The organism is Thalassospira sp. UBA1131 (assembly GCF_002311515.1).
Taxonomy (GTDB): domain Bacteria; phylum Pseudomonadota; class Alphaproteobacteria; order Rhodospirillales; family Thalassospiraceae; genus Thalassospira.
In genome coordinates, this window is record NZ_DCAO01000010.1 from 2,305 (window position 1) to 3,152 (window position 848).

Genomic DNA, 848 nt, shown 5'->3' on the forward strand with positions numbered 1-848 from the left:
CGGGCTTGGTCCAGACCGCATGGGGGAACTGGCCATTACGGCGCTCAATGTCGATAAAGGTCCGGTATCGTCCTTCGCCATGCAGGCGCGCAATCGCCGCGTCGAGCTTCTCGTTATAGTCCATTGCGCGTCTCCATCTTTTGGCGCGAACAGGAAGGACCCCTTCCATATTCAGCTTTNNCGGTAAGGGCGCTGGCAAATTCTGACCGGATGGCACCGACCGGAAGATCGCCAATGCGAAACCGGGCATAGCGCGACAGATTGGCGTTGTTGCACGCATGGATATGATCAAGATAGGCCAATTCAGAACTCCTGTCGGGCGGAGGCACTACCAGTTTTGCAGTGCCGCAACCAAGACAGCCTACGCGCTAAGCGCTGAGTTTGAATAGCCTTTTTCCGATGTCAGAACCGTATTCACGTGAATGATCTGACGCAGGCATCGCGCGATGTGTTCGGCAACTTTGGTTTCAAGTTGCTGGACCTGGATGTCGATCTGAAGTTCCTCGTAACCGCGCAGACCATTGGCAACGGTCGAATGCCAGCTGGCCGGAACCAGATTACGCTTGGCAAACAGTTCGAGAACGCGCGGCATCACATCCGGTTCAGCAGCGGCGTGAACGGAAAAACAGTAAACGGATTTGGGGGTATGTGCGTCCATTGCGGACGCAGCAAATGCATGATCAGTCATGACAATGCTCACAGATATTCAGTGCATCAAAAAGGCGAACAGATACGTCCCGGTGTCCTTAGACAACCGGGCTGATAATTCGCGCAATGATGACCGAAAAGACGCTGTGATGTGTCATGGAGCTATTTAAAAGAAGGTCTCTTCAAAACCAGTTGGTTTG

1 protein-coding gene is annotated in these 848 nt (G+C 53.2%); it reads right to left on the minus strand.

The features are described 5' to 3' along the window. Nucleotides 1-361 precede the first annotated feature (361 nt). Nucleotides 362-688: a hypothetical protein gene (locus tag B3Z49_RS01380; RefSeq protein ID WP_063088636.1), complete on the minus strand. Its 327-nt coding sequence runs from the start codon at nt 686-688 to the stop codon at nt 362-364. Between the last annotated feature and the right edge of the window lie 160 nt (nt 689-848).

What these genes read in the sequence shown, in the direction of transcription:
- B3Z49_RS01380 (WP_063088636.1), bottom strand. Translation starts at nt 688, where the DNA reads ATGACTGATCATGCATTTGCTGCGTCCGCAATGGACGCACATACCCCC.